The sequence below is a fragment of the Pseudomonadota bacterium genome, assembly GCA_039028155.1.
Taxonomy (GTDB): domain Bacteria; phylum Pseudomonadota; class Alphaproteobacteria; order SP197; family SP197; genus JANQGO01.
Map to the genome: position 1 here is coordinate 26,338 of JBCCIS010000019.1, position 24,487 is coordinate 50,824.

Annotated in this window: 22 protein-coding genes; 11 read left to right on the forward strand and 11 right to left on the reverse strand. The window is 63.5% G+C overall.

Annotated features, from left to right (window positions below):
• Positions 1 to 115 precede the first annotated feature (115 nt).
• The 4 genes from AAF563_11970 to AAF563_11985 all read left to right on the forward strand — a co-directional run bounded on the left by AAF563_11970 (position 116) and on the right by AAF563_11985 (position 5,204).
• On the forward strand, positions 116 to 850 hold the full coding sequence (locus AAF563_11970) for a tetratricopeptide repeat protein (protein MEM7121989.1): 735 nt from the start codon (positions 116 to 118) through the stop codon (positions 848 to 850).
• A 217-nt stretch (positions 851 to 1,067) separates the two neighbouring features.
• The gene (locus AAF563_11975; GenBank protein ID MEM7121990.1) at positions 1,068 to 3,407 is read left to right on the forward strand and encodes a xanthine dehydrogenase family protein molybdopterin-binding subunit; all 2,340 of its coding nucleotides are present in this window, start codon (positions 1,068 to 1,070) and stop codon (positions 3,405 to 3,407) included.
• Between the two features lie 118 nt (positions 3,408 to 3,525).
• A complete protein-coding gene (locus tag AAF563_11980) occupies positions 3,526 to 4,035 on the forward strand; it encodes a VOC family protein (protein ID MEM7121991.1) in 510 nt (169 codons plus the stop codon).
• 32 nt (positions 4,036 to 4,067) lie between these two features.
• The gene (locus AAF563_11985; GenBank protein MEM7121992.1) at positions 4,068 to 5,204 is read left to right on the forward strand and encodes an aromatic ring-hydroxylating dioxygenase subunit alpha; all 1,137 of its coding nucleotides are present in this window, start codon (positions 4,068 to 4,070) and stop codon (positions 5,202 to 5,204) included.
• A gap of 3 nt (positions 5,205 to 5,207) precedes the next feature.
• On the opposite strand, the gene AAF563_11990 is transcribed toward AAF563_11985, so the two are convergent.
• Positions 5,208 to 5,669: a VOC family protein gene (locus tag AAF563_11990; GenBank protein MEM7121993.1), complete on the reverse strand. Its 462-nt coding sequence runs from the start codon at positions 5,667 to 5,669 to the stop codon at positions 5,208 to 5,210.
• A 277-nt stretch (positions 5,670 to 5,946) separates the two neighbouring features.
• On the opposite strand from AAF563_11990, the gene AAF563_11995 reads away from it, so the two are divergent.
• Positions 5,947 to 7,914, forward strand: coding sequence for a hypothetical protein (locus tag AAF563_11995; GenBank protein ID MEM7121994.1), 1,968 nt, complete (start codon positions 5,947 to 5,949; stop codon positions 7,912 to 7,914).
• Positions 7,915 to 8,069: 155 nt separating this feature from the next.
• On the opposite strand, the gene AAF563_12000 is transcribed toward AAF563_11995, so the two are convergent.
• The 6 genes from AAF563_12000 to AAF563_12025 all read right to left on the reverse strand — a co-directional run bounded on the left by AAF563_12000 (position 8,070) and on the right by AAF563_12025 (position 15,432).
• Positions 8,070 to 8,684: a glutathione S-transferase family protein gene (locus AAF563_12000; protein ID MEM7121995.1), complete on the reverse strand. Its 615-nt coding sequence runs from the start codon at positions 8,682 to 8,684 to the stop codon at positions 8,070 to 8,072.
• 76 nt (positions 8,685 to 8,760) lie between these two features.
• Complete coding sequence (locus AAF563_12005) at positions 8,761 to 9,357, reverse strand: hypothetical protein (protein ID MEM7121996.1); 597 nt, start codon at positions 9,355 to 9,357, stop codon at positions 8,761 to 8,763.
• A 242-nt stretch (positions 9,358 to 9,599) separates the two neighbouring features.
• Positions 9,600 to 10,874 (reverse strand): hypothetical protein, encoded by a 1,275-nt coding sequence (locus AAF563_12010; GenBank protein MEM7121997.1) that lies wholly within the window; start codon positions 10,872 to 10,874, stop codon positions 9,600 to 9,602.
• A 436-nt stretch (positions 10,875 to 11,310) separates the two neighbouring features.
• Positions 11,311 to 12,072, reverse strand: a complete 762-nt coding sequence (locus AAF563_12015; protein MEM7121998.1) for a hypothetical protein — start codon at positions 12,070 to 12,072, stop codon at positions 11,311 to 11,313.
• Positions 12,073 to 12,077: 5 nt separating this feature from the next.
• Positions 12,078 to 14,117, reverse strand: coding sequence for an NADH:flavin oxidoreductase (locus AAF563_12020; protein ID MEM7121999.1), 2,040 nt, complete (start codon positions 14,115 to 14,117; stop codon positions 12,078 to 12,080).
• 13 nt (positions 14,118 to 14,130) lie between these two features.
• Positions 14,131 to 15,432 carry an FAD-dependent oxidoreductase gene (locus AAF563_12025; protein ID MEM7122000.1) on the reverse strand — a complete coding sequence of 434 codons (1,302 nt, stop codon included), beginning with the start codon at positions 15,430 to 15,432 and terminating at the stop codon, positions 14,131 to 14,133.
• Positions 15,433 to 15,599: 167 nt separating this feature from the next.
• On the opposite strand from AAF563_12025, the gene AAF563_12030 reads away from it, so the two are divergent.
• The 6 genes from AAF563_12030 (at position 15,600) to AAF563_12055 (ending at position 20,939) form a co-directional block, all read left to right on the forward strand.
• A complete protein-coding gene (locus AAF563_12030; GenBank protein ID MEM7122001.1) occupies positions 15,600 to 17,171 on the forward strand; it encodes a trimethylamine methyltransferase family protein in 1,572 nt (523 codons plus the stop codon).
• A gap of 196 nt (positions 17,172 to 17,367) precedes the next feature.
• Entirely contained in the window at positions 17,368 to 18,627 is a 1,260-nt protein-coding gene (locus AAF563_12035) for a GNAT family N-acetyltransferase (GenBank protein ID MEM7122002.1), read from the forward strand.
• Positions 18,628 to 18,641: 14 nt separating this feature from the next.
• On the forward strand, positions 18,642 to 19,208 hold the full coding sequence (gene aroQ / locus AAF563_12040) for a gamma subclass chorismate mutase AroQ (GenBank protein MEM7122003.1): 567 nt from the start codon (positions 18,642 to 18,644) through the stop codon (positions 19,206 to 19,208).
• A gap of 81 nt (positions 19,209 to 19,289) precedes the next feature.
• Positions 19,290 to 19,940, forward strand: a complete 651-nt coding sequence (nthA, locus tag AAF563_12045) for a nitrile hydratase subunit alpha (protein ID MEM7122004.1) — start codon at positions 19,290 to 19,292, stop codon at positions 19,938 to 19,940.
• Entirely contained in the window at positions 19,940 to 20,596 is a 657-nt protein-coding gene (gene nthB / locus AAF563_12050) for a nitrile hydratase subunit beta (GenBank protein MEM7122005.1), read from the forward strand. The genes nthA and nthB overlap by 1 nt, the downstream gene beginning before the upstream one ends.
• On the forward strand, positions 20,583 to 20,939 hold the full coding sequence (locus AAF563_12055; GenBank protein MEM7122006.1) for a nitrile hydratase accessory protein: 357 nt from the start codon (positions 20,583 to 20,585) through the stop codon (positions 20,937 to 20,939). Before nthB ends, AAF563_12055 begins: the two co-directional genes overlap by 14 nt.
• On the opposite strand, the gene AAF563_12060 is transcribed toward AAF563_12055, so the two are convergent.
• From AAF563_12060 to AAF563_12075, 4 genes are all read right to left on the reverse strand, one after another.
• On the reverse strand, positions 20,925 to 21,869 hold the full coding sequence (locus AAF563_12060; protein MEM7122007.1) for a PhzF family phenazine biosynthesis protein: 945 nt from the start codon (positions 21,867 to 21,869) through the stop codon (positions 20,925 to 20,927). The genes AAF563_12055 and AAF563_12060 overlap by 15 nt on opposite strands.
• Positions 21,870 to 21,978: 109 nt before the next feature.
• Positions 21,979 to 23,088, reverse strand: coding sequence for a DUF418 domain-containing protein (locus tag AAF563_12065; GenBank protein MEM7122008.1), 1,110 nt, complete (start codon positions 23,086 to 23,088; stop codon positions 21,979 to 21,981).
• Complete coding sequence (locus tag AAF563_12070; protein MEM7122009.1) at positions 23,085 to 23,540, reverse strand: hypothetical protein; 456 nt, start codon at positions 23,538 to 23,540, stop codon at positions 23,085 to 23,087. The genes AAF563_12065 and AAF563_12070 overlap by 4 nt, the downstream gene beginning before the upstream one ends.
• Complete coding sequence (locus tag AAF563_12075) at positions 23,533 to 24,471, reverse strand: alpha/beta hydrolase (protein ID MEM7122010.1); 939 nt, start codon at positions 24,469 to 24,471, stop codon at positions 23,533 to 23,535. The genes AAF563_12070 and AAF563_12075 overlap by 8 nt, the downstream gene beginning before the upstream one ends.
• Positions 24,472 to 24,487: the final 16 nt, after the last annotated feature.

Consider the following 24,487-nt stretch of genomic DNA (forward strand, 5'->3'; position numbering starts at 1 on the left):
ATTCGGCGGCGAGACGAGCCCCGCCTGCAAAAGCGCCGCTGTGTGACCGCCATCCTGGCCTGGAGCACGCGGAAGTCGCATAATCGTGGGTGATTGCGATCTTAGGGAGTAGGCCATGCCTATCCTGGTTGTTCTGACCCTGCTGGTTCAGATCGCCGCCTGCATTCATGTCGCCCGCAATGGGCGCGAGTACTGGTGGATCCTGTTCATCATCGCCGCGCCGTGGCTGGGCGCGCTCGTCTACTTCGCGGTCCACATCCTGCCCGGCATGCGCCACAGCAAGGCGGCGAAACAGATCAAGACGGATGTCGGCAAGCTGATCGACCCGGACAAGGATTACCGTCTGGCGGCCAACGACCTGGCCGACGTGGAGACCGTCGAGACACTGTCAGCGATGGCCGAACAATTGATGCAGCGGCAGCGCTATGAGGAGGCCGCCGTCCTGCTGAATCGCTCGCTGAAGGGCGTCCACGAGCATGATGCCGACACCCTGATCCGGCTCGCCGAAGCCTACTTCCTGGACGACAAGTTCGACGCGGCGCTCGGCGCGTTGGACCGGGTCCAGGAGCACCATCCGGGATACCGTTCACGCGCGGGCCATCTGCTCTATGCGCGCAGCCTGGAAGCCCTGGGCCGTGACGACGAAGCGCTCTCGACCTATGCCGATCTGGTCGGCTACGCCAACGAGGAAGAGCCGCGCGTGCGCTATGCCCTGTTGCTCCGCAAGACCGGACGACCGGACGAAGCGCGAGGGATGTTCGAGACTGTCGTCAACAGTGTCGAGCGTGGCGGCAAGGTCTATTTCCAGAGTCAAAAAGACTGGTACCAGGTCGCTAAGGATAATCTTTAACTCGCCGTCTCTAGCCCGCCCGCTCTAGCCCGGCGGTCAATTTGCTTGGCTATGTGATGGGCCGCGTCTTAGAGCAGATCCTGTTTTGATGGAATCGCTTCGCGAGTCCGTTAAGGCAGGTGATTCTGCTCTACTCACAGATCGAGAGCGGATTCACATGGTCAGGTGAAACCGTCAGAGGTTCCACCTGACCATGATCCGCTCTAGGGTCGCATCCATGACATCCGAGGGTATTGGCGCGCCGGTCAGGCGCAAGGAAGATCGGCGGTTTCTGACCGGGCGCGGGAACTATGTCGGCGACTATCACGTACCCGGTGCGCTGCATCTGGCGTTCGTCAGGTCGATCCATGCGCACGCCACGATCAGCACCATCGATACGTCGGCCGCGCGGAGCATGCCGGGCGTCGTCGATGTCCTGACCGGCGAGGATCTGGAAGCCGACGGCATCAAACCGATCCCCAATCGGATCGCATTCGACGGCAGCGACGGCAGGCCGCTGCCGATCCTGCCCCGGCCCGCCCTGGTTCGCGACATCGTCCGGGTTGTCGGCGACGCGGTGGCCGTTGTCGTCGCGGAGACCAGCGACGCCGCGCACGACGCCGCCGAAGCGGTTCACGTCGACTATGACGACATACCCGCCGTCGTCACCATGGATCAGGCGCGCGCCGACGACGCCGAGACGATCTGGGCCGATGCACCGGGCAACCTTGCCTATGTCTGGCAAAGCGGCGACGCGCCAGCGGCCGAAGAAGCATTCGCCAACGCCGCCCATGTCGTCAGCTTGGACCTCGTCAACAACCGCATCACCGCCAACCCGATGGAGCCGCGCCTTGTGGTTGCCGAGCCGGATGCGACGACCGGCGGTTTGATCTTCACCTTGGGCAGTCAAGCGCCGCACCTGCTGCGCACGCGTCTCGCCGGACTGTTGGACATGCAGGAATCGCAACTGCGTATCGTCTCGCCCGACTTCGGCGGCGGGTTCGGCATGCGCGGTTCGACCCCCTACCCCGAAGACATCGTTGCGTGCTGGCTTGCCCGGCGTCTGGATCGTCCGGTGCGTTGGACGGGCACACGCCACGAGGTGCTGATGACCGACACCCAGGCGCGCGACCAGGAGACGCGGGCCGAACTGGCGCTGGACGGCGACGGCCAGTTTCTTGCGCTGCGCGTTCACACGAGAGTCAATCTGGGCGCCTATCTGATCGGCATCGGAGCAACCCTGCCAATCAATCTCTATGCCCCGCTGATCGCCGGCATCTACCGGATCGGCGCCGTCGACATGAACATCGAGGGTATCCTGACCAATACGGTGCCGACGGCGCCCTATCGCGGCGCCGGCCGGCCTGAGGCCGCCTACGTCATAGAGCGTCTCGTCGACGAGGCCGCGGTCGCGACGGGCATCGACCGGATCGAGATAAGACACCGCAACATGTACCGGCCCGACGACCTGCCGGCCACCAACGTGACCGGCCTGACGATCGACAGCGGCGACTTCGCCGCGGTTATGGATCGCGCGCTGAATGGCGCGGCGGCGACGGACTTCGCGGCACGGCGGTCACGGTCTGAAGCCGGCGGCCGCTATCGCGGCCTTGGTTTCGCGACCTATATCGAATCGGCCGCCGACGGCTCGCCGACCAGCTATGAGTCCGCGCGGCTTCGGGTGAACCCGACCGGCAGCGCCACGCTGCATGTCGGCACCCACAGCCACGGCCAGGGCCATGCGACCGCGTTCGTGCAAATCGCCGCCGACCGGCTGGGCCTGCCGATCGACGCCATTGACCTCGCGTTTGGCGATACGGAGCGCGAGCCCTATGGCCTGGGCACCTATGCGTCGCGCTCGCTGGTCTCTGCCGGCCCAGCCATTGCGGTAGCAACCGACAAGGTGATCGCCAAGGGGCGGCATATCGCCGCCCACCTGCTGGAGGCCGATGTCGACGACGTCACCTATGCCGACGGCATGTTCGCCGTCGCCGGCACCAACCGCCAGGCAAGCTTTGCCGAGATAGCCGAGGCCGCCTATGTGCCGCACAACTTTCCCCATGACCGGCTGGAGCCCGGCCTGGACGAAACCGCGTTCAACAAAGTCAAGGCCGCGACGTTCCCCAATGGCTGCCACGTCGCGGAGGTCGAGATCGACCCCGACACCGGTGTCGTCACGCTGCTCAACTACGTCTGCGTCGACGATATCGGCACGGTGGTCAACCCGATGATCGCCGAGGCGCAGGTCCACGGTGCAGTCGCCCAGGGCGTCGGCCAGGCGCTGATGGAGCTGTGCCACTATCATCCCGATACCGGCCAGTTTCAGTCCGCGACGTTTCTGGACTACTGCATGCCGCGCGCCGGCGACCTGCCGATGGTCGACTGGTCGGCCCGACCGGTGCCGACAGGCACCAACAGCCTGGGCGTCAAAGGCGTCGGCGAGGTCGGCACCATCGCCGCACCCCCGGCGGTGATGAACGCGATCCTGGACGCGCTGCGCCCGATCGGCGTCACCCGTCTGGACATGCCGGCGACGGCTGAGACCGTGTGGCGAGCGATCCGGGATGCCCGGACCTGATCATCCGGCTTGCCTTGCGGCCAGCCTTCAGGAGATCCGCGCAGGCCGGGCCGACGTACCTTGATTGGGTCCGCTCGCGGACCGATCTAAGGATCAAGCCTTGCGAAGGAGACGGTCGATGAGTGGGAATGCGGACATCTTTGGATTGCATCACAACGCCTATCGCTGCCGCGACGCCGAGCAGACCCGGCAGTTCTACGAGGGCTTTCTGGGCCTGGAACTGGCCGAGGCGTTCGAGATCGCGACGACGCAGACCGGGCGCGACACCAGGGTCCTGCATGTCTTCTTTGAGATGGGCGACGGGTCGTTCCTTGCTTTCTTCGAGGCGCCGGGCCAGCCCTTCACGTTCAGGGACCAGCACGACTTCGACCTGCACATCGCGCTGGAAGTCAGCATGGAGACGCTGCACGCGATGTTCCAAAAGGGCAAGGACGCGGGCATCGAGACGCGCGGCATCGCCGACCACGGCTTCATCCACTCGATCTACTTCCGCGACCCCAACGGTTATGTCATCGAACTGACCGCCAAGACCGACACGCGCGACGCCGAGGAATGGGACCGCGTGAAAAGCGGCGCGCGGGAAACACTCGACAAGTGGACGGCAACCAAACCGGCTGACGCGGCCTGACATCCGGATGACAGCGCGCTAGTCTGGCTGGCATGTCAGAGGCCGCACGCAAAGCGATCGACGGCGACGGGCCGTTCTTCACCTTGCCACCACGCTGGTTCACCGATCCGGCGATCCTGGCGCGCGAGAAAGAAACCATCTTCTACAAGAGCTGGCGCTATGTCGGCCACCAAAGCGATCTGCCGGAACCCGGCAGTTACATCACCTGCCGCATCGTCGATCAGGAGATCTTTCTGATCCGCAGCCGGGATGGCGCGATCAAGGGCTTCTACAATGTCTGCCGTCATCGCGCCCATGAGCTGCTGGAGGGTCGCGGGCGAATCAAAGCAGTGATCACCTGCCCCTATCACGCCTGGGCCTATGACAGCGATGGCGCATTGCGCTCGGCACGCCTGTCGGACGGCGTGCGGGGCTTCGACAGAACAGATTTCAGCCTGACGCCCGTCCGTGTCGAATCGATGCTGGGCCTGTTGTTCGTCAACCTCGATCCGGACGCCGCGCCCTTCGCCGACCAGTTCGACGGTCTAGCCGACGAAATCACGTCGCTGGTCCCGTCATTTCAAGACCTGGTCAAGGTCGATGGTCAGCGCACGCGCAACGACAGCGATAACGGCGTCGACCTGAAGGCCAACTGGAAGGTGCTGATGGACAATTGCAGCGAGTGTTATCACTGCGACCCCGCCCATCCGGCCTTCGTCGATCTGGTCGACATGGAAAGCTACACGATCGAACTCAACACGATGTACACGCGCCACGAGATGGCGTGCACGAAACCCGCCAACGCCGCCTATGACTATCGCGCCGATACATCCGTGACGAAGGCCGTCTTCTGGCACCTGTGGCCGAACATGACCTTGGGCGTCATGCCGGGCTCACCGAACTTCGACGTGTTTATGTTCGAGCCCATTGACGTCGCGTCGACGCGCCTGGGCGGCGACAGCTTCCGGCTACCAGATGGCGCCGGCGAAACGGACGCCGCGCGGGCGCGTTACGGATCGAATGTGCTGTGGCCCGAGGACCGGGATCTCTGTGAATCCGTCCAGCGCGGTCTTCATTCGCGCGGCTATGAGCGAGGCCGTTTCATGGTCGACAGTCAGCGCAGCGCCATTTCCGAACACGTGCCCGCGTTCTTCCACCACAAGGTCGCCGAAGCGCTCGGCGAGGTCTGATGCCTAGACGGGCGCCATGCCCTTTTCGGCCAGTTCCTTCTTCGCCTCGTCGGTCTTGTCGAGTCCTTCAAGGCCCATGCCTTTCAGGACGCCCGGCGCCTTGGTGTACTGGATGTTCTGATAGGTCGTGATCTCCACCCGGTTGCCCCAGGGGTCGAGAAAGTCGAGGAACCGGCCAGGCAGCACCTCGACACCCATTGCCTTCAGAGTCTCGCGCACCAACTCCTTGTCATCGACAGCAATCCCGAAATGTCGTTTATCATCAGGTGATTGCGAGCGCCCCTTGGCAAAATTAATGAACTGATCACCGAAGTAGATAAACGCGGCATTCTCGCTTTGCGACTTAAGCTCAAAGTTTAAGAAGCCGCCGTAGAAGGCGAGCGCCTCATCGATATCACCTACTTCCAGCGCGATGTGATTGATACCCACCGCGTTGGCCTTCCTGCTCACCTGCTGTGCCGTCATGGCATCCTCCTGATGGCTGTCGACTAAAGCATGGGAACGCGCGCCGTACGCTTCAAGGATGCGTCACGCCTCGCCACAGGCCGCCGGTTGGCAACACTGTCATGACCTCGGCACGGATGGAGAAATAAGTTGCGAATGATTCTCATTCGCAGATATGGTTCGGCTCGCGTGGCGGGTGGACCGCGCGCTCGGCCCTCGGAACCCGTGGGCCGCAGACACCATGAGCAACCGCGGGCGCGCTTCGTCGGGCCCGGAGCCTAACGAGGGGAAACGTGCGATGAGCGGTTATTGGGGGCGCCTAAACTCTTGGAATTGGGGTTTCGGAAAGTGGGGTCACGGCCATCATCAACCACCAGTCGATCCCTCGGTGATCGTGCCGGAGGTATCGCTGACGCCCGCCTATCAGCCACTTGAAGGCGTGTTGCTCGGCGACCAAAGGGCCGATGTGGTCTGGCACCTGCGCGACCTGAACGGCGACGGCGACGCAAGCGACGAAGGCGAAACCATCGTCTTCTTCGATGAAACCAACGCTTCCGGCCTGCCGGATCCCACCGGCAATATCTTTAACGTCCACCAAGCCTCCGATGGAACGGTCTATGTCGGCGACGGCAACACAGACAGCGTCTACGCGCTGAACGATCTGAACGGTGACGGTGACGCCAACGACGCCGGCGAGGCGAGCGTCTGGTTCTCCGCTGAGAATGCCGGCGGCCTGCCCTTCGTCACGCCTAACGGCATCGCCGAAGGTCCGGACGGTGCCATCTATCTTGTCAATCCCGGCGTCGTCGCGGGCCCGTTCGATGACGCCGTCTACCGCACCGTCGACCTGAACAACGACGGCGACGCCAACGACCTCGGCGAAGCCACGGTCTGGCTTGATCTGAAGACGCTCAATGCCAGTTCCTCGGCCTTCGATATCTCATTTGCCGGCGACGTCGCCTTCATCTCCGACACCAATGGCGGCGACCCCGACACGATCTATCGCGCAGAAGACACGAACGGTAACGGTACGATCGATCCGGGCGAGGCCAAGGTCTTCATCGACGAGGACAACCCATTTGGCGCGCCTGTGGCATTCACACACGCAGTACAGGGCGACAGCGTGCTGACCTGGCAATTCCTTCCGTCGGGCGGCATTTCGTCGGTCTATCGTCTTACCGATCTGAACGGCAGCGGCGATATCGACCAGGCGGCGGAAGCGCAGGAGGTTTGGAACAGCAGCCTGCTGCCAGAAGGGTTCGACGTCTTCGTCGGTTTTTCGATCGCCGCGTCGGAGAACGGCGACGTCGCCATCACCTCGAACGGCGGTCCCAACCAGCGCAACGTCATCCGTCTGACCGATTTGAACGGCGACGGTGACTTTTTCGATTTCGGCGAGACCATTGTCGCGGTCTCCAACGCGCTTGACCCCGACATCGCCGAGCGGCCCCGGGCTGTCGCCTTCTATGATGACGGCACACCGGACCCGCATCCGCAGACCTATGAGGAAGGCGGGCCGGCCATCGAGTTCGCCACCGATCTCGCCATTACCGACACAGACTCGACCTTGCTCGGCGGCGCCGTGGTCAAGATCGTCGGTGGCCTGGACCCCAAGCACGATCTGCTGTCCGTCGAGCTGCCCAAGCACAGCGGCGTTCATGCGCACTATGACCCCAAGGAGGGCACACTGACGCTGAAGGGTTTGGCGAGTGCCGAGACCTATCAGGAGATCCTGCAGAGCCTCAGTTTCGAAAGCCGCACCGATGACCCGGACGAAACCCTGCGGCAGATCGAAATCACCGTGCAGGACGAGCGCGGCGAAGACGGCAGTTCGACCGCCGTGGCCACGACCATCGCGGTCGAAGCCAATCCCGATTTGAACACCATCTTCGGCAGTGACCGCAGCAACTTCCTCAAGGGTACGAACCAGGACGATCAGATCGTGGCCGGCGACGGCATCGATGTGGTGGATGGCCGCGCCGGCAATGACGTGCTGATCGGCGGGCCCGGCTGGGACAAGCTGAAAGGCGGGCCGGGCGATGACACGTTCATCTTCACCAGCGAGTCGGACACCGACGTCATTACCGACTTCGACCCGCTTCACGACAACGTGGTCCTGAAAGATATCACGCTCAACGGCGAAGCCATCGAGTCACTTGACGAGGCCAGCGCGGCGGCGCAGTCCTTTGGGCCCAACGTCACCATCTACAACTTCGACAACGACGCGACACTATGGATCATTGAAGATCATGGCTTGTATGGGTGAGCCAAAGCCGGCCACCCGTCCACACGGCAAGCCCACCCCGCGGGTCCATTGACGCCAACGGGTGTTCGGGCTCCCTGCGATAGCGCAGAGCGGCGCCATGTCTTTTTGGGTCATGTCACTGGCCGCCGCTCCGATCGCCGTGACCCGGTACGCCGTCAGCCGAACACCTTCTTGACGGCCGGGCGCACGGCGGCGTTGGCCACCACCCGGTTGGCATTGGGGAACTCCTGCATGGTCGGATGGCCCATGTCCGGGCTGAGCCAGGTGGCCAGCATGCGCACGTGGATATCGGCGGCGGTGAAACGGTTGCCGACCAGCCAGTCGTCGTCGCCGATGGCGTCGTCGATCATGCCCCAGATCTCGCGCAGCCGTATGCACGAGCGCGCCCGCGCGCTGGCGATATGCTCCTCGCTCTCGCAGAAACGCAGCGGATAGTAGCTCAGCTGATAGGCCATCTGCAGTGTGTTCGACAAATAGACCAGCCATTGCAGGAACGGCCCGCGCAGGGGGTCGTCAGCGCCCGGCGCCAGATTGGCTTCGGCGTGCCGATCGGTCAGGAAGACGGTGATCGCCGAGGCCTCGTGCATGGCGCCGCCGTCATAGATCAGGACGGGAACCCAGCCGTTGGGATTGAGCGCCAGGAGTTCCGGCGGGCGCGGCTCGTCGAGATCGATACTGGAGTCGAGCAGTTCGTAGTCCGCGCCGATTTCCTCGAGCACGGCGCGCGTGCCCATGGCGGCGGAATGATTCGCATAGAACAGTTTGTACATGTCTCCCCTTTTGCCAGTTCGCACCGGATGGCCAGCGATCAGTCACGCAGGACAAACGACGTTACATCGATGCGACTCAGAACAGCGAGTCGAGTTCACCGTCAATTCGGAACATATCCAGAATCTCACGAAACGCCTCGTCAGACAAACCTGTGTCTTTGTAACCACAGGCATAGAACCTTAGCCCGCCTTTGGCCGGATCCTCGTCCGGACGACTCAAACGTTTGTAGTCCAGGGCGAATCCTGCACACGGCTCACTGGTTCCAGCGCGAGCGTCATGATTCTCAAATCGAACGATCTGCAGACTTCCAAGCCTGGTCTCAACCAAACCACCAACTCGGTAGCCTTCGACTTCTTTTAGCAACGAAAACGAAAACAATCCCCTGACCGACGTCGACGGCTGCCACACAACAGCTTCGTGAGTAACGCACAACGTGCTTTCAGCGTAAAATGTATCGGCGTACCAAAGCGCACCCTCACAGAAACCGTTGACGCCTCGGAAGTAGTCTTCTCGGGTCCACGCTCGAAACTGGAACCAATCGTATTCGTCCGTTCCCAGTTGCAGGCGGCTCTCGTACTCCGTCGTGTCATTATGAATGACATCGGCGGCTGCTTGTTGTCCTAGAACTAGACTCAGCAGTGCGGTAGCAACAGATGCTTTCCTCCAACTCAAGAGCGCTCTCCCCATGCATTGCAAGTCTTCGCACTTCCTGTTGTGACACTGGAGTTGTGCGGCAACTCTTGGGGAGCCTAAGCACACTTGGTGGCGACAGTGTGGAAGTCAGCACGACTCTGAATTGGCCCGTGCATCTTAGGTTTGCAAACCCAAAGGCAGATGTTTAGGTCGAGTAAACGGTGCGGGGTTCGCCGAGCTTAACGGGCTGGGGAGGAAACCGGCCCCGGTGACTGGTGCTCTCAGGCGCCCCGCGCCATGCCGCGAAGCACGTCGACATAGCGATCGGCGAAGGCGTTCGCGGCGTCGCGGCCGCGCAGGGGTTGGTCGTAGCCGAAGGAAAGACACGCGCCTTCGGATGTCGAGACAATCGCGACCATGATCGGGTGCACGCCATGGTTCTGCGACGGCATGATCAAGATCCGGCCGATGCCGACCGGCCGCCCCGACAGGCGGTCGAGATCGCCGACATCCGAGACGCAGATGCCGCTGGCAAACCTATCGCTCGGCGCGGCGATCTGGTCGACCTGCTCGATCGTGACGTCAAGCGGCACATCCGTCTCCATCATGAGACTGGCCGGCCGGTTGTCTCGAAGCATCTCGCCCATGGCGCGCGCGAGCGCGATCGTGCTGAGGTCGTCGTGTTCGGGTCCGGCAAAGATATTGATGGCGGCGACGAACTCGCCGACGGCGGTGCCTGGAATCGCCGGGTTGCAATCGGCGCGCACATCGGTCGGCTCGACGATCCCCGTCCACGCCGTGTGCCCGGGCAGCGCCGGTCCCGCGCGCACCGCCGCGGCGCAGAAGGCGGCGGCCAGATGCACGCCCTCGCCGTGCAGGCGGTCGTGCAGCGCCTGAAGGTCTGCCTTCGGCAACACCCTGAGCATGGCGTGGGGGCGCCGTCGGGCCGCCGGCGCCGCCGCATCGACGGGCCAACTGGCCTGGTCCGGCCATTCGGCGAAGATGCCGGCTTCGCCTTTCAGCCCGGCGGCCGCCAGTCCACGTTCGGGCGCTTCGGTCAGCGGCAGCGACGCATGATCGAGGGCATTGGGATCGCGGACCAGTTTGTCTATCTCGTTGAACACGACCAGCGCCGAGCGTCCATCGATCGCCGCATGGTTGGTCACCAGGATCAGCCATCGGGCCCGACCCGCGTCATCCGTCAACACGACGAGCCGCCATGCGGTATCGGCCACATCGTGAACGATCGCCGCTTCACGGGCGTAGATCGCCTCCATGTCGAACGGCTCTTCAAGCCTCTCCGTGCGTATCTCGATGGTCTCGAACGGCACGTCGCACACCCACCACAGATTGTCGCGTGCCTCGATCCGTCCGCGCATGAGCGGGTGACGACCATGGATGACCTTGAGAGCGCGGCGCAGATCGCCGACATCCATCGGCTCACGCAGCTCCACCATGGCGACCAGTTGCACGGCACCGTTGCAGCGTCGGTTGAGTTCGACAAGCAACACCTCCTGCGGTCCTAGCTCTCGCGCGACGACGTCTGCGTTGTTCATGGTGTACCTTGGCGCTACCGGTCAGCTTCTTGCGGGCGATGCGTCGAGCGACAACCATTCACGGCCGCCAGAAGGCCGGTATCGCTCTGTCATCGAAAGGTCGCGCTGCCAAACTCTGACGGACATGGTCTTCATTGTGTGAACCGTTCGTGTGCTTTGTCGATACCGCAGGCGCCAAAGCCCAAGACGTCACGTTGCGCCACCGCTCCTTCGGGTCCATTATGGAGTCTGTTGCGAGCCTGGGAAACAAGAGGCTGAGTAAGGAAACTTGTCAACGTCTATTGGACGGAGACCAACCAATGGCAACGTTCTTACATTCTTACTGTGTGTCGTTGCGTATGCATTCGTCGTCGCCATGTTCTTTCGTCTTGTCATGCGTTACGACGAACCGCCTCCCTGGCGGTGGCACCGCAGATCATCAAGCGGCCCATCCCTGTCAGCTTGACGCCAGCGCCTTGTCGAACTCGCGGCGCGTGATCGGCGTGGTGCAGATGAGCCGACCGTCACAGACGACATGAAACACGCCATAGGCGGACGGGGCCCGGCGGCGTACGTCCTTGGCTGACGTCAACTCGAGCTCCTTGAAGGTCAGGCCGTGATCGTCAGCGGCCTCGCGCAGAATGGTGACGGTGTCGTCGATGTACGGGCACTGGTCCGAGCGCAAGACGGTGAGCCCGCCGCCCAACGCGGCGCGTTTCTTGTCCCAGTTGCCGGAGAATGACGGCGGATCGACGTCGCCCCAGCGCTTCACCATCAGCGAGAATGTCGGCGTCGCTTCGTCAACGCAAGTGAAGCCGTGCTTGTCCAGGAAGCGGCGGCCGATCAGCCAGTTGCCTTCGCTTGTCACCATGGCGATACCGGGAAAACCCGCGCGCTTCGCTTCATCGACGGCGAGGTTCATGAGGTGGCCGCTCAGGCCGCTACCCTTGCTGCGCCCGACGACCCACAGGCAGTGGATGACCAGATAGTCCTTGGCCTCGACCGCCCGCCAGGCGTAGGCGCCGGGGATCGTCTCGACGAAGCCGCGGCCGCCGTCCTTGATCATGTGGATCTTCAAGCCCTCGGCGAAACGTTTGTCGAGCCAGGCGCGTTTTCGTTTGTAGCCATCCGCCTTGCGCCGGCTCATCAGGCAGAAGAAGCCGGTCTCGTCCACATTGTCCGGACCCACCTCAACAGTGTTGAATGCGCCAGCAGCCATCCGGACTATAGATCCTTCGCCAGCCGCAGGGCGTCGTAGACCGCCGCGTGGATGTTGCGGCTGGCGACGCAATCGCCGATGCGGAAGAGTTGGAACCGCCCGTCCGGGTTGGTGCGCAGGGCCTGAGGTTCTCCCGCGATCAACGCGTCGTAGTCCGTCTGGCCGCGATTGAGCGAAAGCTCCTTCAGGTCGCCATAAAGGCCGTCATTGGCGAGTGTGCCGTAATCGGAGACGACCTGGTCGACGACCCGCTCCTCCTCCTCATGGCTATAGTCGTTGTGGAGAACGCAGACCAGATGTCCGTTCTCGCGGTAGATCTGTTTGAGGTGAAAGTCGGGCGTCAAGAGCACGTCCGACTTATAGAGGTTGTGCATGTGGGTCGGCAGATTGGTCGCACCGACCTCCTCGCCGATCATGCGTCCGTTGGTCACGACCTCGACCAACGCGCCGCGCTCGGCCATGTACTCCGCGCAGGATGGACCCTGTTGCATGCCATTCTCGTCATAGAGCAGCACGTTCTTACCGGGTTCCGCTGCGTCCATCAGGATGTCCCAAACGCTGGCGGCCAGGTCGGCGCCATCGAAGTAGCCGGTGTTGGGGCGTCCGCCGGTCGCCAGGATCACGACATCCGGGTTCTCAGCCACGACGGTGTCGCGGGTTGCTTCGGTGCCGAGACGTTTGTCGACGCCCAGCTTCGTCACCTGCCCGTCGAGCCAACGCACGATGCCCGACAGGTTTTCGCGCCAGGGCGCCTTGGCGGCAATGTTGATCTGGCCGCCGGGCTGATTGGCGGATTCGAAAAGGACGACACTGTGGCCCCGCTCGCCGGCGACGCGGGCGGCCTCCAAACCGCCGGGTCCGGCACCGACGACGACCACCTTGCGCGCGGCCTGTGCCTTGGCGATCACATGGGGCATCGTCTTTTCGCGGCCGGTCGCGGCGTTATAGGCGCACAACGCCTCGCCGCCCAACGAAACGCGGTCGACGCAATAGGTCGCGCCGACGCACTGGCGAATGTCGTCGACACGGCCTTCGACCAGTTTATTGACGATGTGCGGATCGGCGATGTGGGCGCGTGTCATGGCGATCATGTCGACATGGCCTTCGGCGATGGCGCGGTCGGCGGTCGGCAGGTCGCGGATCGCCGAGGCATGCAGCACGGGGATGTCGACTTGAGCCTTCACCGCACTGGCGAGGTAGAGGAACGGCGCCGGCGGATAGCTCATGTTCGGCATCAGCGTGGCGAGCCCGGACCAGTCGGTGCCGTGGCTTTGGTAGACGGACAAGAAGTCGATCAGGCCAGATTCAGCGAACCGTGTCGCGACCGTCATGCAGTCGGACTGATCAAGGCCGCCTTCCAGAAGCTCGTCGCCGGAGAGGCGCATGCCGACGATGAAGTCGTCGCCGACCGCCTCGCGGATTGCCTCGAACACCTCCAGGCCGAAACGCATGCGGTTCTCCAGGCTGCCGCCGTAGTCATCGGTCCGGCGGTTGACGCTGGGCGACAGGAAGGCATCGATCAGGTGTTGTGCGGCGGCGATGACCTCGACGCCATCCAGCCCGCCCTCACGGCAGCGCTGGGCCGCGCGCGCGTAACTGGCGATGATGCGGCGGATATCCCAATCCTCGGCTTCCTTGGGAAAGCTTCGGTGCAACGGTTCGCGCACAGGCGATGGCGCCACCAGCGGCATCCAGTTGCCGCCGTCCCAGCGTCCGCGCCGGCCGATATGGGTGATCTGGCACATGGTCGCCGCACCGTGGCTGTGCACGCGATCGGACAAGGCTTTCAGGTGCGGAATGACATCGTCGTGGGCGACGGAGAGCTGGCGAAACGGCAGTGGCGAATCCGGCGCGACCGACGACGAACCGCCGAACATGGTGAGCGCGATGCCGCCCTTTGCCTTTTCTTCGTGATAGAGCTGATAACGCTCGCCCGGCATACCGTTCTCGGCATAGGCCGGCGCGTGCGCGGTCGACATGATGCGGTTCCTCAGCGCCAGGCCCTTGATCGTGAGCGGCTTCAGGAGCGCGTCATACTGAGCCATCGAAACGACGTCCCTAGCGCGCGACGCGGTCGCGGTATTGGTAGTAGCGCTGCACGATCGGCAGGAACCAGGGATTGCCGTCGTAGAACGGTATGGTCGGGAACGCCAACCCCTCGAACGCGCATTCGGCTTCCGGCGTGCCCAGAATGCGCTGCGCGGTCTTGTAGCCCAGATAGGTCTGCTTCACGACGCCGGACCCGTTGCAGGCGAGCGCGAAGTGCAGGCCGTCCTTCACGCCGGTATGCGGCAGCTTGTCGAAGGCAAAGGCGACGTTGCCGGTCCAGCTATGCGTCACCTTGACGTCCTTCAGCTCCGGAAAGACGCCGGTCATGAAGTCGTGCAGAACCTTGCCGCTTTCCCGCGTCTCGACATCGCGGGTCTTGGCGCGGCCGCCGAAGATGACGCGCTTGCGGTCCGGCGACGGGCGGTAATAGTAGAGGATCTTCTTCGTGTCGGCGATCATACGGTGATTGGGGAACAGCCGGTTCATGGTCTCGTCCGGCAGTTCCTCAGTCGCGATGATATAGCTGCCGACCGGCACCAGGCGTCGGCGGAACTCCTGGGTCGCGCGCGGGGTGTAGCCGTTGGTCATCACGGCGACCTCTTTCGCCTTGACCGTGCCGCGGGAAGTCTTGACGTCAAAACCATCGCCGTCGCGGCTGATGCGCTCGACCGGCGTGTGCGCCGCCAGCTTGACTCCGGCCGCCATCACGCGGTCCAGGAACTCCTGATGGTAGACCGCCGGATGCAGACCGCCACCCGACAGCGTTACCTTGCCGCCGTGATAGATGTCGGTCGCGACTTCGTTCGCCACATCGCTCTTGGGGATCATGTAGCCGGTGTCGATGCCGACTTCCTTTTTCACCAGTTCGGCGTCACGGGCCATGGATTCGTAGTGGCTGGTCGCGTGGGCGCCGACGAAACGCCCGACCTTCTGGTAGTGGCACTGGATCTGCTCGGACGCGATGAACTCGTCGAAGAATGTCATCGCATTGTCACCTTCGCGGACCAGGGCGGCGGCCTTCGTCTGACCGTACTTGGCCTTCAGCTCGCCATAGCCGAGTTTCAGCCCGCCGCCGGCCATGCCGCCGCTGCGCGAGCTGGCGCCGTGGCCGGGGTCGCTGGCTTCCAGGATCAGGACATCGCGCCCGGCGCGCGCCAGGTAGAGCGCAGCCGACATGCCGGCATAGCCGGAGCCGACGACCGCCACGTCGACGGCCCGGGGCAAGGGGATCGGGACAAACTCTGGCCGGGGTGCTGCTTCCCACCAATAGGGCGTTGCCTTCCACTCGTCAGCAAACGGTGCCTCGGCCATGGGTGTCCTCCCGCGTTTCAATGCAACGTACCGCTTTCATGCCGCTGACGACAAGACGGGCGAACCCGACCAAAGACGACCTTGGCCTCGTCGTCGGCGACGGAAACTGGCCGTATTGCCGTCCGGGCGCGTGCCATAAGCTGCCGCAGGCCCAAGGAGGCAGGACCATGAATGACGAGGCACCCAGCGGACGGCGCGGCAGGCGCCATCGCGGCGAACACGGCGGCAGCGGCGCGCGGCGCGCCCAGCGCAGCCACAAATACTCGACCGACGCCCTGCCCTATATCCAGCGCAACATCCCGTTGACCGAGGTGCTGACCGAAGAGGCGCTGGAGATCATCGAGAACAACGCCGAAACGGTCATGGAAGAGGTCGGCATCGCCATCCACGACGACCAGGAGGTCGTCGATATGTGGAAGGAGGCCGGCGCCGATGTCGGCAAGGACGGCCAGACGCTCCACGTGCCGCGCGGCCTGGCGCGCAAGCTGTTGTCGACCGCCCCCAACCACTTCATCCAGCATGCCCGCAACCCCGACCGCAAGGTCAAGATTGGCGACGGCGCGACCGTCTTCGCACCAGTCTACGGTCCGCCCTTCATCCGCAATCTGGACGACGGTCGTCGCTACGCGACGATCGAGGATTTCCGGAACTTCGTGAAGCTGGCTTACATGACGCCGGCCATGCACCATTCCGGCGGTACCGTGTGTGAGCCGGTCGATATCCCGGTCAACAAGCGCCACCTGGATATGGTCTATTCACATATCCGCTATTCCGACAAACCGTTTATGGGCTCGGTGACAGCGCCAGAGCGCGCCGAAGACACGGTGGCGATGGCGAAGCTTGTCTTCGGCGATCAGTTCGTCGAGGACAACTGCTGCATCATCAACCTGATCAACGCCAACTCGCCGATGACCTTCGACGGTACCATGCTGGGCGCGCTGAAGGTTTATGCGCGCCACAACCAGGCCTGCGTCGTCTCGCCGTTCATTCTGGCCGGCGCCATGAGTCCGGTGACCGTTGCCGGCACGCTCGCCCAGCTTCTGGCCGAGGCCATGGTCGGCATGGCGACGACGCAACTGGTCAGGCCCGGCGCGCCGGTGGTGTTCGGCACCTTCGGCAGTTCAATCTCCATGCAATCGGGTGCGCCGACCTTCGGCACGCCGGAACCGACCCAGGTGCTCCTGGGCAGCGCGCAGTTGGCGCGCCGTCTGGGCGTGCCGTTCCGCTCCGGCGGATCGCTGTGCGGTTCAAAGATTGCCGACGCGCAGGCGGCCTATGAAAGCGCGAATACGCTGCTGCCGACGCTTCTTGGCGGCGTCAACTTCGTGCTGCACGCGGCGGGCTGGCTCGAGGGCGGCTTGGCGTCGGGTTACGAGAAGTTCGTCATGGACGCCGATCAGCTCGGCATGATGCAGGTGCTGGCCGCCGGCGTCGACACGTCGGAGAACGGCCAGGCCATGGACGCCATCCGCGAGGTCGGCCCAGGCAGCCATTTCCTGGGCTGCGCCCACACCCAGGCGAACTTCGAGACCGCCTTCTACCGCTCGACCATCGCCGACAACAACAGCTTCGAGCAGTGGGAGTCCGAAGGCAGCCAGGACGCGATGAAGCGCGCCAACACGCTGTGGAAGGAGATGCTGGCAAGCTACGAGGCGCCAGCCATCGATCCGAGCGTCGACGAAGCGCTCAACGCCTTCATCGCCGAGAAAAAGGCCGCGGTGCCCGATTCGTTTACCTGAGCGTGACGGCGGTCACCTGAGGCGGCGCTACCCCGTCTGGCCGATAGGCGGGCCCGGCACCATTTGCTAGACTGGCTCGTCTCGTTCGGTCAGCCCGCGTCTCCCATCGATGCCGGGTGACCGGCATTCGAAACACAGAATCAGGACCCGGCCGCCGCGCGCTTGGCGTTCGCCGGGCGACCTAGAACGCTCTGCCATGCATCTTGATGTCATCGACGACTACGACAGCTTCCTCGCTTTGAAGGACCCGTGGGACTCCGTCTATGCCGACGATCCCGAGGCGCAGTTTTATCTGTCGTGGACATGGATGACGAAGTGGCTGGATGCGGCGATCTCCGAATGGGTCGTTCTCGCCGCGCGCGACGAAACTGATGGCGACAGGTATGTCGCTTTCCTGCCGTTGCGCATCAGGGCGTTCCCGGCCAAGAACGGCACGTTCTACACCGAAATCTGGATGGCGGCCCAGGGTATCGCCGATTATGTCGGTTTTCTGTGCCGCGCCGGCGCTGAAGAGCAGGCCCTGCCGGCTCTCGCCAACTATGTGAAGACGCTGAAGTGGAACGGCCTGAACCTCCGGTGTTTCGACGCCTCGGATGCACGCATGAAGCTCTGGACGGATGCTTTTCCTCGTTCTGACTTCAAGCTGAAGCGCGTGACGTCGACCAACAACGAAGAGGGCTACGACAACGCGATCTGCCCGTACGTAACGTTGCCGGATGACTGGGACACTTATCTCGACAACCAGGTCAGCGCCAACACACGTCAGAAAATCCGTCGATTTCTGAGAAAGGTCGAGAACGACGATGCCTATCGCATCACCGTGACCGACAAAGACAGTTTGGAGAGCGACTACGAAGTCTTGCAGAAACTGTGGGACGACAAGTGGGGCGAGAGCAAGGGTGAAGCGGCGACACAGATCTTTGGCAGGATCCGCCGCATCATGCTGACGCACTGTCTGGAACACGACGCGCTGTTCATGCCGATCCTGTGGCACGGCGACAAGGCGGTCGGTGCCCTGGGTTCGATCGTCGACACGGTCAAAAAATCGATGCTGTTCATGCTGGCGGGCCGCGACCTGAAGGCCAAAGGTGTGCCAAGCGGCTTGGTGCTGCACGCCTACAGCATTCGCTATGCTATTGAGAACGGGTTCAAGACCTACGATTTCATGCGCGGCAACGAGCCCTATAAGTATTCCTTCGGCTCCAAGGAGCGCTTGGTCAAGTACATGGTCGTTGAGCGCAAGGTCGCCGGCAACCAGTTGGATCCGCGATGTGTGGGTTCGGCCACGCTCTTGACGCAACGGACGCAGGCCTATGGCCAATGGGCGCAAGCCGAGCGCGGCTATCGTCAGATCCTGAAGGCGCAGCCCGACAACGAAGAGGTCCAGACCCGCCTTGACCAGGTCCTGTCGATGAAGAGCAAGCCGAAAGCCTCCGGCAAGCGCCGATCCGCGTGAGGCGACGCTCGCCGTTGCCGCGCACGAAAGGACGCCTGGCCCGTCTCGCCCACCGTTTCCTCGCTCCGGCTCTTCTGATCGCGATCGTCTGGCCGCTGCCACTGCAAGCCGGCGGCGCCACAGAGCAGACAATCGTGGAACTGATCCATGCGCGCCTTAGCCTGATGGACGAGGTCGCGGCCTATAAGCTGCTCAACGACGTCCCGATTGAAGACCAGGAACGCGAAGCTGTCGTGCTGGCTCATGCGGTCGAAGCAGCCGAAGATGTCGGGTTGGATGGCGCAACGACGGTCGCGTTCTTTTCAGCCCAGATAGAGGCGGCCAAGGCAATCCAGGTTTGCTGGATGGAACGCTGGCGCCAAGGTGAATCGCCTGTGCCTGAAGGCGCACCGGATCTGGCCGGTGTCATACGACCTCAATTGATCGAGATCGGCGACGCGCTGATCGCCACGATCGCCCGGCACGCCGGCGAGACCGGCGGGATCGATGCGGGCACCCTCCCCGCCATTGACTGCCTGCCACCGGACAAGGCCGACACGATCACAAGTAGTCTCTCCGCTGTCGCACCGGCCACCCCCTAGCGATCACAGTTAACCTAAGCCACCTACCCAAGCGCCCGGCGCACCCTTATGCTCGCCCAAACAACAACAGGAGGGATCGCCATGACCGATTACGACTCCGCCAAGGTCGCGGCACTCCATCGCGAACTGCATAACCATCTGCCGTCCGATCCCGCGCTTCGGGTCAAGGTGCTGGAAAGCCTGCTGGTCGACAAGGGCATGATCGACCGCAAGACCATCGACTCCTGGGTCGAGGTCTATGCCGAGGAAATCGGTCCCAAACGTGGCGCCCACGTGGTCGCCAAGGCCTGGACCGACCCGGCGTTCAAGGAACGGTTGATGCAGGACGCGCCCAAGGCGATCGAGGAGCTCGGTTATCTGGGCGTGGCGACCGGTCACTTGCATGTGGTCGAAAACACCGACGATATCCATAACCTCGTCGTCTGTACGCTCTGCTCCTGTTACCCGTTTTCGGTCCTGGGCATCGCGCCCAATTGGTACAAGACCGCGGCCTACCGGTCGCGCGTCGTGCGCGACCCGCGTGGCGTGCTCGACGAGTTCGGCGTCGAGGTTTCCGACGACGTCGAAGTGCGCGTCTGGGACAGCACGGCGGAGCTGCGCTATCTCGTCTTGCCCCAGCGCCCATCCGGCACCGATGATATGAACGAAGATGAGCTCGCCAAGCTGGTCAGCCGTAACTCCATGATCGGCACCGACCGCGATCTCTCCAAGTACATAAACGGAGCGGGCTGATGGACGGCATTCATGATCTTGGCGGCAAGCAGGGCTACGGCCCGGTCGATGTCGATGAAGAAGAAGTCGCATTTCACGCGCCGTGGGAAGCGCGCATCTGGGCGATCTCGCGTAACCGCGGCGCGCCCGGATGCACCATCGACTGGTGGCGCCATGTGCGCGAGCTGATCGACCCGGCGGACTATCTGACCCGCGCCTACTTCGATCAGTGGATCCAGACCGAGCTAGCCGTCCATATCGATGCCGGCGTGTTCACGCTGGACGAGGTGATCACCGGCAAGTCGACGACCGAACCAGTACAGCATGGACCAGGCATCGACCGCGCCGGCGCTTTGGAGGCTGACCGCGCCCGGGCGACGCGCTTCGATCGCGACGTCAACGAAGCACCCGCCTTTCAACCGGGCGACCGTGTCAGGACCGCCCGGTTCGGCCACAGCCATCACACGCGCCTGCCCAAGTACGCCCGCGATCGCGAGGGCGAGATACTGTCCCATCGCGGCGCACACCTGTTCCCGGATGCCGGCGCACGTGGCATCCACGAGCCGCAGCACCTCTATACCGTCGGCTTCGACGGCGCCGAACTGTGGCCGGAGGCCGATGGCCGCCGCGAACGTGTCTTCGTGGACCTGTGGGAGAGTTACCTTGAGCCGGCGTGAGGGCGACACGCTCAAGCCGCTCGCCAGGCTCGACGGCGATCCCGTCTTCGATGAGCCGTGGCAGGCGGAAGTCCTGGCCATGGCCGACCGGCTGGCCGCGTCCGGTGTGTTTACGCGTGAGCTGTGGTCAGAGACCTTGGGCGACGAACTCGTGCGCGCCGAACGGGACGGCAAGCCGGACGATGTCACGACCTATTACGAAGCCACGCTCAAGACGCTCGAACGTCTTCTGGAAGACGGCGGCCACGTGACGCCGGACGCGCGGTTCGAACGTCGCGAAGCCTGGGAACACGCCTACCGCACGACACCCCATGGCAAGCCGGTATTGTTAGAGCGCGGCTGAACCACCCTGGAGCAGCACGCCTTTGCTGACGGCAACGCAAGTGCCGCGAATAGTCGGCGCCCGCACTTGGCCGTCTTCTGCCGGCACTGTGACGGTGATCTGACTGGGTCGCCCCATCTCCACGCCCTGCTCGATCTGAACCACTGTCTTGTCCGCAGGCATCGCACGACTCGCGGCAAGCAGTGACGCCAGCGCACCCGATGCGCTGCCGGTTGCCGGGTCTTCGATCGGATGGCCTAGCGGTGACAGGACGCGTGAGCGGACGCGAAATCCATTGTCGCGATCATCAAGCACGACAAAGGCGCAGAGCGCGAAGTCGTCGACCGTGTTGATCTCCGTCCTGGCGGCTTCGGCGAAGGCGCTGATGTCGAGCGTGATGTTCTCAAGATCATCCAAGGTCGCCAGTTCCGCAAACGCGAACTCCAGTCCAACCGACGCAACGGTCGGCGTAAATCGACCAGTGGCAATCGCTGTTTCAGGAAGGCTTAGACAGCGCGCGATGCGTGCGACGTCGCAGGTCCCCAGGCGCTCAACCGCTTGGGGCGCCGTGATCGCAGCACCGAGGACGGCATCGTCATCACGAACGATATCGATGGCAACCGGTCCACCGGCCTCGTCGAACACCATCGTGTCGTCGATGGCAAGGTCGAGGTCGCTGCCGCCACTGGCCAGCACGAAGGCCGTGCCGACATTGGGATGGCCGGCGAACGGCACTTCCGTCAGCGGCGTGAAGATACGCACATGGGCCGTCGTAGCGGGGTCGCGGGGCGGCAGGACGAACGTCGTCTCGGCATACCCGAATTCGTTCGCGATCGTCTGCATGGTGGCGTCGTCGAGCGAGCGGGCATCGGTGATGACGGCCAACGGATTACCCGCATAGCGCCGGTTGGTGAAGACGTCGACGGTCCAGAAGGGAACACCGTTTGTCATGATTTAGTCCCGCACGTTCTCTGCATGAGGCACTCGTGACGTGGCATCGGCGCAGCCAAACGGCAATCAGAGTTTTGTCGCGGTGACAATTGCGTGGGCGACGCCGTTCTCAGGCAGAGGCGGCTGGGTTAGTACCCGGACGCCGACGAATCTCTCCAGCTGTCGGCGCAAGCTTGCGCATGAGCGCCTCCAAGGGCCCGTTGGAAAAGACCATGAGCCACAGATGTGCCGCCACGACACAAGCGGCGAACAGCGCGATGGCCCAATAGAACCCATCGGCGGCATCGCAGTGCATGCCGCGCGAACAGACGGCATCGAACCATGCCGTTAGAACAATACCGTGGATGACGTAGAGCGTCAGCGCCATGCGCCCGGCGCTGGCCAGGGCACGCAGCGGCAGGCTCGCGCCGAAGCGCTGACCCAGTTCCAGGCAGGCGGTGATGACCGCGACCGCCGTGCCGGATGCCGCGACGACGTAGAGCGGTCCCGGCGGCCAGCCGTGCAGCGCGATCAGCATCTGTGCGGGGTCGCGATAGGTATCGCCACCCGGATAGACATGGCCCAGGCCGTTGAAGATCAGCGCGATGGCGACGCCGCCGAGAAACAGATGAAGGCGTGTGCGTCCGTCGTTGAGCTGCTGTCGGCCCAACCACAGCCCGACCAGAATGAACGCGAACCAAGGCAGGATAGGATGCAGCCCGTTGACCAAGAGGTTGCGCAGGAAACCGCCGATCGTCCACACGTCGACATAGCGGTCGGTGCGCCAGTCCCAGCCCCAGTTGTAGTCGACATAGAACCGCAGAAAGACGGCCGCCAGGATGACAATGATGGCCCCGGCCGCCAAAAGCGATCGTGGCGCGGCAAGAAAGGCCAGCGACAGGGCGAAGTAGACGCCATAGAAATGCAGGATGTCGCCGCGCCAGTAGGTGAAGAGGAGAATGCCGACGACAAACAGGAAGACCGCGCGCCGCGCCACGCAGCCGTAGAACAGCCCGCGGTCTTCGGACGGCGTCGCGCGCATCATCAGCGACAAGCCGACGCCGGCCAAGACGACAAATGTGCCGGCGGCGCGGCCCAGCAACTGCTGGTCAATGACGACCGCCCAGGCGGGACCCGCGAACCACGTCTTCATAATCCAGTTGAAGTTGACGATCAGCATGCCAAGCAGCGCCAGCGCGCGACAGATGTCCAGACCGACGAGGCGACCGGTGGACGTCATGACCCCGACCGCTCGCTCCGGCGCACGGTGTCGGTGCCGTCATAGTCGCCGTCCAGGGTGTACCAATAGACCCGCTCGCCGGGCCCCCGCGCCACGCGCCAACAGCCGGAACCGCCCGACCAATCGAAACACAACGTATCGTCTTCGATCCACCATCGACCGGAGTTGTCGTCACCCGCCCAAAAGTCGACACCGCTACCGTCCAGTTCCGTGTCGGACCTTGCCGTCCAGTTGCGTTCGAAATGCCACACTTCGATGTACTTGTCGGCGAAGTAATCCTGCAGCTCCGCCCCGGACATTGTCGGCGGCGGACGGTACGTCAGCATGACGACGAGCACACCAACGACAACGCAGCCAATCACTGCGAGCGGTAACCCAAGGCGGATCAAGGCCGATGGCGGTCGCTCGGGCCAGAAGGTATCGGCGATCGTGCCCGGACCCGCCTCAGACATGGCTTCTTAGATACGCGCCGACCTCGTTGAGCGACTCCATGCCCTCGGGCACGAAATGGCACCAGTATTCCGTGGTGTGAACCATGCCGGGCAACGTCTTGAAGCGGGCGTCGATACCGGCTTCGACCGCTTTCTCGACGACCCGCTTGCCGTCGTCATGCAGCACCTCGCGCTCGCCGGCATGCACCAGGAAGGGCGGCAGGCCGGCGAAGTCGCCGAAGACCGGCGAGACATAGGGATGGATCAGCGGCGTATCGTCGGTGACGTAGATGCTGGCCATCCAGGCGACGTCGTCCGGGCTGATCATCGGATCGAACGGCGCGCGTTCCGTCATCGACGGGCTGGAGCAGGTAAAGTCGGTCGCCGGCCCGAACGCGGCGGCGGCCTTGGGTAGGCGCCGCCCCTCGTCTCTCAAGCGCAGCATGAGCGCGAAGGTCAGGTTGCCGCCCGCCGAATCGCCGGCCAGAAAAACTTCGCGCGGCGCGCTCTCGCCGACTGGGCCGTTGGCCAGAATCCAGGTCCAGGCGGAGACGCAGTCGTTCAGGCCGGCGGGATAGGGATGCTCGGGCGCCAATCGGTAATCGATGGCGAGCACCGCCATGCCGGTCGCGTGCGACATCGCCTCGACCTGGTGACGATAGCCGGCAAGCGTGCCAGCGACCCAGCCGCCGCCATGGATGAACATGAGCCTGAGATCCGGATCGGCGCCCTCGGCCAGGACCCACTCCGACGGCACGGTGCCGGCAGAGACTTTCTCGATCCGCGTGGCGGGTGCGATGCGGGGCGCGACGCCGTCAATCACCAGGCTCTCATCGGTCTCGCGACGATAGGCCCCGATGATCTCGTCGACAGACGCACCGGGCACCGGCTCGTTATCGCGCGCGGCCTTTTCGGCTGCTTCCAGCAGCTTGGCAAACTCCGGTGACGGCATCTGGTCTTCCCTTAAG